The following is an 8,196-nucleotide window of genomic DNA, read 5'->3' on the forward strand; positions in this document are numbered from 1 at the left end:
TTTATCTTCTTGCTTATCTTCTAGACTGTTTAACCAACTTTTTATTAATGTTTGTTCTTTGTCAGATAATACTATTGTATTTTTTCCGGATATTTTTTTCCAATTTCCGATAGATAAATTTTGTTTCTTTTTTTCATAACTAATTTTGTTTTGTAAATACTTTTTACTAATACCTAATTCGTCCGCCAGCTCTTTTATTGTTTTTAAGTTCTCACTCATGGTCTAAACCCTCGCCACGTAACTTTTTGACGATTTCTGCTTTCATTTGTCTTAATTCTTCTTTTTCAGTTTCAGTCGTTATGTTCTCATATTCTGGAAAAAAATCTTTTCCTACTTCTTCTAAGGTTCGTGGTTTTGTTTTTTTGTAATTGGCTCTTTCAGGGTGTTCCAGGTCTTGCAATGCAACGGTAGGTAAATATCCCTTAATGGCTGTTTTAAGGTACTTAACCACGTTTCGTTTAGAATAGCCCTCTTGCTTACTTGCAACGTATGATAGATGTGTTTCTACCCCTTTTAATCCCCTTGCTTCTTTGAGTTCATCGTATAGTGGGTAAACTTTTTCTGCAAGTCCTGTCATGGTACTTATATCTTGCATATCAGCAACATTAATCAGCCATTTTTCGCCTAATAACTTGGTGTAAGGACTTTGCATAGCTTCGGTAAATAATGCTTGTTGTTTGACTTCTCGGTCTGCTTTGTTTTCAAGATAAACTGGGTCTTGTTCTTCTTGCTTATAATATTCATTTTTAGCAACTGGTTTTTTCGCGATATGAAAGACAATGCTATCAATGCTCCGCCCTTTTTTGACTTTCTCATAGGTCACGTTAAAAGACGTATAGGCATTGATTTCCTTTAAAGAATTTTTCAATACGTAGCTATCAAAATCTTTGAAGGTCTGATACAAAGAAACCGTATCAGTTATTTCTCGTAATTCTTTTACTGTGATTAAGGGATTGCGGTAGGCTTCAACTTGTTCTTCTCGGCGCCCACCCTTATAACTATAATGCTCGTACTGGTTGTAATTCATGGATAACCAACGATATAAGATAATGCTGTATTTGCTATTGAGTTCTTTTAATTCAGAAATTTTATATTGCGTAAACTCTGCCTTTAAGTCAATCAGATAAGGCATAATAAACTGATTAAATTGTATCATTACATCATCATTGTAACTGTTCCACTTAACTGTTGGAATAGGCACAATGCTTGTCATTTCATAACCCTTATCTTTGACTTCTTTAATTTGGAAAAAAGCTTGTTTCTGCATCAACTCAATGGCTTCTTTAAAACGTGTGTGTTTACTTGCTGATGATACATCAAAAAAAGCAAACAACTCTTTTTTTGAAAGATAGATAATATTATCTTTGGGCGGATTTTCCGTATCAATACAAGACACTGCTAGTTCAAACATTTTTAGAGCGGTCTTTTGCATTTTAGCAATAGAGGTAATCAAGCTGTTATGCTCCACCACTTTGCGTTTTTCAAGGTCATTCACGGTCAGTACCTGCTTTTGATTTTTTTGTTTTTCTGCTATAATAGACATAGAAAGTTACTCCTTTGTGAGTGATTTTAAGGTGGCATAGAGAAAGTGATTTTGCGGTCATAATTTCTCTATGCTTTTATTATACCAAAATACAGGGGAAATTAAAACTTTTTTCCCCTGTATACATCGCTTTTTTCCCCTGTATACATCGCTTTTTTTCCCTATATACATCGCTTTTTTCCCCTATAAAAAACTGTAAAACCTTGTAAACACTAACTTTTTTATCACGCAAAAGAACAAAAGATTAAAATATATAAGATAAATAAAGAATAGGCTTCGCCTTTTTTCACTCCGTTTAAAAATCTTAAAATTAAGGTCAAAAGAAAAGGTCAAAATCATCCCGTAAGCAAACAGACGAATCAAATTCTATATTGATTCGTCTGTTTGTATCGATTATTTATAAATCTTCTGTTTTTATTTCATAATATCCCTCGTAATAATAACTCGCATCAATTCCTTTAAAGAATTGTTCTTTTCCTAAATCATCGGTTAAAGCCTTTTGAATCAAATATTTTAATTCATTGGTGCTGACTGTACTACGGATCATGGCATTTAAATATTCATCCTTATCAATTTGATTCCAATCGACGATTTTGTGTAGTTTATTTTTAAGAATTAAATCCAACCAGATACGAGTGGCTCGTCCATTTCCTTCCCTAAAAGGATGCGCCACATTCATATCCGAGTACTTATCAATAATTTCATCAAATGTTTCTTGAGGTAATTTATCAATATATTCAAGTGTTTGCGCTAAAAAAATACGTGGCGCAAATTGAAAGTTTCCTTTCGCAATATTCACTTCTCGAATTTTTCCTGCAAAGTCGTAAATATCTTGGAATAAAAACTGATGAATATCAGATAAGCCTTGAAACGTCCCAATTTCCAGATCCTCTATTTTGCCAGACTCAAACAATTCTTTGGCTCTTTTTTTCGTTAATAACTCTTCTTGTTTAGCTAATTCTGCTGAATTTGTTAAGCCTAATTTATTATCTAAAACCAAAATATCCCCTCACTCTCTATTTTTTCGGAAAGATTCTTTTGAAAATTTTTGGACGTTGATCAAACCATGTTGAAGCGGTATACATTAATCGAAAACTGCCATAGATGCCAGCACCGATTAATCCAAATCCACCTAATCCAAGAATGACTGCCCCATAAGGATGTTTAGGCCGTATCTCCATCACTGTGTCATACAAAATATGCAAACCCCAACCATCCCAGATACCTTTATAAATCCATCGTCCGATGAGAATACCGACAACTAAGAAACAGAACAGGCAGACAATGTTCGCAATCAGAATACCGTAACGTTCGACAATCTCACGTTTGCGATCTGCTTTTATCTGCTCTTTTTGTTCATTCAGTTCTTTTTTCAAAGCGAGTAATGCTTGTTTTTCAACTTGAATGTCTTTCAGTATGTCTGCTTTTAAACTTTCTGCCTCTAAACGATGGAGTTGTTCTTGAATGGCAGACTCAATTTTTTGATTCGCAACAGCTTCTATTTTTTCTTGGTAGTCCCGAAAGTCTTTATTAACTTCTTGACGGACTAAGCGGTCTAGTTCTGGAACGTTACTGAAATCAATTTTGCCATTTTTATAAGCATTTAATACTTGAACAACGAGTTGTTCATCTTTATTCATCGACTCATCCCCCGATCATGATCTTTTGTTGGTTTCTTTTCAGACTGTACGTCTCTATTCGCCTGTTTTTCTAGGCTTTTCTGTTGTTCTTTCTCGTAATTTTTCATGTCCTTTGAAAAGCGACGTTCAAAATCATCGAGTATTTTATCTTTTGTTTGCTTTAATTTTCTTGTAACGCGTTGAGTAAGCTGTGGTACTCGTCCTGCAAGCTGTTTGAGTGTGTCAATAAATCGATTAATTGTTGATTCTCGTTTGAGAGCTTCTGATTTTCTTGGTTCAATTGCTTGTTCAAGGCTAACAATTTCTGATTCTCTTTGTTGAGTGTCTCGCTCAAGCGGAGTAATCGCTGGTTCTCGTTGTTCAACAGCTCTAAATTCGTTTTGTCTTGCTCGGTTTTCCAACTCATGTAAAATGGTCTCCCTTCCAAAATCAGAACCCAATCGGGTCTCTCGTGCTCGTCTTTGCTTATTATTGGCGTCTAAAAAGGCGTATGAGAATATTTGGCCTCTTTCTGATAGAATTCACCATTATCGGATAAACGCTCTTTAAACGTCTCATATGAGCTCACAGAGACATCTTGAAGCGATTTATTGATTCTTTCTCTCAAATCATCCATGTAAGAATACTCATTTTTGGCGATTAGTTCTTTTTCTGTCTCTGTTTGGCGCTCTTTTGGTGGCTCTAAAATGTGCCAGTTTTCTCGAGAAGCGAGTCGATCATTCATTTCTCGTGCTCGTTGAACGCTTTCTCCTTTTTGTTCTCTTAATTTCTTTCCTGTCTCTAAATTGACCTTATTGACAATGATGTGGTTGTGTAAGACGTGATTTTTCCCGTCTAAATGCGTATAAACAGCGCTTTGATGGTTAGGATAGAGATTTTCTGCTAACTCAACGCCTAAATCGTTGGCTTTTTGCCAGTCCTTTTGTACTTTCGGATTCAGTTCATCTAAGGCGAAAGATTGGGTAATACGCAAGACTTGATTGGATTCTTTGGTTTGGTTATGAAGTTGTCGAACGACATCGAATTGTTCTTTGGCAATAAAGGGATCAATCCCGTTGGTTCCACCCACGGCAACTGCCCGACAATTTGTCAGCTCCACAGGACGTTCCAATTGATGGTCTTGTAGCCACTGTTCAGTTTTTTCATGCATAGGTCTGTCTTGACCTAAAGCATAATTAAGGGCGCTCGCTGCACTTGCGCCATTGCTTATTTTTGCAATTGTTGCCATAACTCTTGATACCCCTTTTGAGCTTGAGCAAGTACTCCGTATGTATAGCGTAAAGCCTCGATCAGCTCTTTATCTTGGTTGTCCATCCGATCGAATTGATTGAGTTTCTTGGCGATTTGATTTAAATTGGTTCCTTGTTTTGAGAGTTCTAATAATAAAGATTTCGCTTGGTCATGTTGGAGATAAGGTTTTTTTAAATGAGATTTTTGTGCTAATTTTTTCGCATAAAGATTCGGAGAGAGTCCATATGTTTCTCCTGAAATTTTCAGCTTATTGTATTGTTCTTCAGATAATCTAAATTGAATGTACTTTGTTTGATTTTGTGATACTTCTTTCTGATCCATAAATAGCCTCCTCAAAGATAAAATGCCCCAGCGCTCATTCCTCAATCGCCCTTTGTCATTGATTTTGTAATAAGCATTGCGCCCTATTCTGTTACAATCATTATAACAAAATAGACCATATAAATCCATAAATACTGCAAGCTATCACATTGTAATACAAAGCACTTCGTTCTTGTATTACAATGTGGCTTGAAAAGGGGAAGTTTCACTTTCCCCTTTTATCCCCTTTGGATTGTGTCGATTTGCTTTACGCAAACGCCACCTACCCATTTTATAAAAATAAAATAGGCAAAAGATCTTTCTTTTTGTCATACAAAAAGAAGAAAAAAAAGAGACGATTTTCTTCTTCCGAAATCGTCCCTCTTTTTTCTAAAACCATGGATGAACAAACAAAATACGAGAGATTTTTTATTCGTTCATCCACTAAAAATATGCGAACAGTATGGCTTCATTCAATCCTGTTCTTACAAGTCAAAAGCATCGAATCGTCCTTGGACGATTCAACAAAAAAAGTAGTCGTTTTTGGACGACTACTAAGTTCTAAACATTCATTACCCAAAATCAATTTGGTCTAACATCGTTTCTCGACTAGCTTGATCTAATCCAAGATACGTTAAGGTCATAGCTTCACTTGAATGGTTTAATAAATGCATCACTAAACCAATATTATAGTTTGACTGCGTATAGACCCGATAAGCGCCTGTTTTACGCATGGTATGCGTCCCTAGATAGTTGATTCCTAAAAGATCACCAACACGTGCCATGACCTTATAAAATTGCTTCTCGGTGATGTGACGGTCTGGTTGAGTCGTTGAGGGAAACAACCACTCAGAATTAAGATTTTGTTGGACCAGCCAATCATGATAAATTAATAAATCTTGTTGTACTGGTTTCAAATATAACGTATTCGCTTTTCCTGTTTTTTGATCATGAATAAAAGCGGTTTGTTTAACCGTTCCATCAGGATTAAAGACATCTGATTTTTTAAGTTTCATGACATCACTTACCCTTAAGAGAGTGGCTTTCCCCACTTGAAAGATGGTGTAATTGCGACGCCCTGCACGAAAACTATCAAGCAAGGTATCTTGAACCATTTTTAAAATGTTTGAATCTTTGATGGAGAGGACGATTTGTTGAACCATAATATTTTTACCTTTCTGGTTCCCATTATTATTTGATTTAATCATATCTTAGCATTCATAATAAGAATTCATACATTTGATTATCTCGGATTATGATTTAGAAATAAAGCAGTCCGGACTTCCTATATACATTTTCCCGTAATCAGGTTATTTCTTAAAAAATACGTAGCTATAAAAAAGACTTGATGATTATATTTCATCAAGTCTTTTTCAAAAATGAAAAGCTTATTACATATCGAAATATGTCGCATTATAATAATTTGCAACAGTTTTTGATAATTCAGAGAGTTTTAACAGCTACCATGTTTTATAGTAATTTACTCTCGGTAAGTAGCTCTTCGATAAACGTTCCCTTTATCTTCTTTTTTAGAGCTACTTTAGCTAATTTAGGAATTCCTAAATTAGCCTCATCAATGGTTTTTTTATCTCCCATATAGTAGATGGCTTTAAGTAGTTCTCGAATATCATAAATGGAGCCATAAACTTCAGGAACAGCGCGTTCGACTTCAAGTAAAGTATAGACAGATTCCATGGCTGTCCTAATTGAATATTCGGTAGTAAACACGGTGTCATTACTAGGTGACTCTGCGAAATTACCAATAAAGGCTAAATTAACAGACCCTTTAGGAACAATATCTGGCCTATCACCCGCAACGCGGGGCATAAAGTATGATGTAATAAACGGCATAAATACTGGAACGGTATTTATATTGTTTTGGTTAGACAATTGTTTGATCTTGGACTCAGGGACACCAAGGTGATAAAGGAGTTCTTGCGTAATTTCTTCCCCAGAACTTTCTACGATGGTCTTATTAACAAAATTTCCTTTGGTATCTGAATATAGTCCATATATCCATACAGTTGTTTCATTTTCTTTTTGTTCTTTGAAATGTGGCTGCCTGTGAACAGCAAAACTCATTAACCAGTTCGAATCGGTTATGGTAATGATTCCACCAGTATTAATTTTGTGATCATGCAAATCACGATTGGTTAGACGTTCAATGTAGGGTTCAATTTCTGGTGATTTTATAGTGGCTGTCGCTGACACAAACCAACTTTTTTCGGGTAGGTTATCATAGAATACTTCTGGATGACCGAAATCATTAGATTGTTCTGCCAGATTCTTCCACAGTGACCAACTACCACCCAACTCTTTTGATACAGGAGCGGGTTTATCATGGCTTCCGTATGTTGAACTTTCTGTAATAGAACCATTTGTAACGAATACAAGATCATCACGCGATAGGCTAACATCATCACCATCTTGGATCACGATTTTTTTGGCAATTTTTTCGTCATTTTCAAAATCTACCACAACATTATTAACTTGTGTATCATAGATGAATTCGACATTATATGACTCTAAATACTTTATAATTGGTAGAACCATAGACTCATACTGATTGTACCTATTGAACTTTAGGGCGCTAAAATCAGGTAGTCCATCAATATGATGAATAAATCGCATCGTGTATCGACGCATCTCAACTGCAGAATGCCACTTTTCAAAAGCAAACATAGTTGCCCAGTACATCCAAAAATTACTTTCAAAGAACTCATTTGAGAAAAATTCCTCAATAGTCGTCTTACCCAGTTTTGACTCAGGAGTTAAAACTAAATCTATTAATTCTTTAGATTTTTCATCCAAAGTATACAGGCCATCCGTTGGGACGCGTTGTCCCCGATTATAAATTAGGCGAGTATTAGATGAATTTGGATCATCTTTATCTAGCCAATAAAATTCATCTAAGTAAGAGGCGTCTTCAATTTCTAAAGAAGGAATTGATCGATACATGTCCCACATAGTTTCAAAATGATTTTCCATTTCTCGACCACCACGTGTCACAAAGCCGATATTGGCACGCTTTTCTCCATCTAACGATCCACCCGGAGTAGGCAATTCCTCATATATATGAATTTTTTCTCCGGACATTTGTCCATCGCGCACCAAGAAAACAGCGGTCGCCAATCCGGCCAGCCCTCCTCCAATAATATACGCTGATTTTTGATCCACATTTTTGGGCTTTCTTGGACGTGCAAAAGCTTCATAATTTCCGTTACTGTAATACATAAATGGGCCTCCTTTGTATAGACACTAAATAAACGTCCTTCTTAACTTGATTATAGACTTTTCATTACTTTTTGTAAAGAAAACCCTTTCAAAACTATTAGACAAATCAACACATTTGTCTATTGTACTAAAGGAAAATAATTATGGATTAGTATCAAAGGTTCTGTTGCAAAGTTTTAAATCTACTATCAAATAAGGTAGAATAATAGAAAAAGATAGCAGGAGGAA

Annotated in this window: 7 protein-coding genes and 1 pseudogene; all 8 read right to left on the reverse strand. The window is 35.5% G+C overall.

What is annotated here, in order from left to right:
• Positions 1-219, reverse strand: a 219-nt coding sequence (locus RU87_RS09210; protein ID WP_489752596.1) for a helix-turn-helix domain-containing protein, incomplete at its 3' end; no start/stop codon positions are given.
• On the reverse strand, positions 212-1,543 hold the full coding sequence (locus RU87_RS09215) for a RepB family plasmid replication initiator protein (RefSeq protein WP_068164850.1): 1,332 nt from the start codon (positions 1,541-1,543) through the stop codon (positions 212-214). The genes RU87_RS09215 and RU87_RS09210, both read right to left, overlap by 8 nt.
• 397 nt (positions 1,544-1,940) lie before the next feature.
• Complete coding sequence (gene fic, locus RU87_RS09220) at positions 1,941-2,543, reverse strand: protein adenylyltransferase Fic (RefSeq protein ID WP_003131447.1); 603 nt, start codon at positions 2,541-2,543, stop codon at positions 1,941-1,943.
• A 16-nt stretch (positions 2,544-2,559) separates the two neighbouring features.
• On the reverse strand, positions 2,560-3,183 hold the full coding sequence (locus RU87_RS09225) for a cell envelope integrity TolA family protein (RefSeq protein ID WP_068164853.1): 624 nt from the start codon (positions 3,181-3,183) through the stop codon (positions 2,560-2,562).
• A pseudogene (locus RU87_RS09230) lies at positions 3,180-4,411 on the reverse strand (relaxase/mobilization nuclease domain-containing protein). Before RU87_RS09230 ends, RU87_RS09225 begins: the two are co-directional and overlap by 4 nt.
• Entirely contained in the window at positions 4,390-4,755 is a 366-nt protein-coding gene (locus tag RU87_RS09235; RefSeq protein WP_068164855.1) for a plasmid mobilization protein, read from the reverse strand. The pseudogene RU87_RS09230 and the gene RU87_RS09235 overlap by 22 nt, the downstream one beginning before the upstream one ends.
• A 551-nt stretch (positions 4,756-5,306) precedes the next feature.
• A complete protein-coding gene (locus RU87_RS09245; protein ID WP_068164859.1) occupies positions 5,307-5,897 on the reverse strand; it encodes a site-specific integrase in 591 nt (196 codons plus the stop codon).
• 307 nt (positions 5,898-6,204) lie between these two features.
• The gene (locus RU87_RS09250; protein ID WP_068164857.1) at positions 6,205-7,968 is read right to left on the reverse strand and encodes an oleate hydratase; all 1,764 of its coding nucleotides are present in this window, start codon (positions 7,966-7,968) and stop codon (positions 6,205-6,207) included.
• Positions 7,969-8,196: the final 228 nt, after the last annotated feature.

The sequence above is a fragment of the Pseudolactococcus plantarum genome (assembly GCF_002441715.1).
GTDB lineage: Bacteria > Bacillota > Bacilli > Lactobacillales > Streptococcaceae > Pseudolactococcus > Pseudolactococcus plantarum.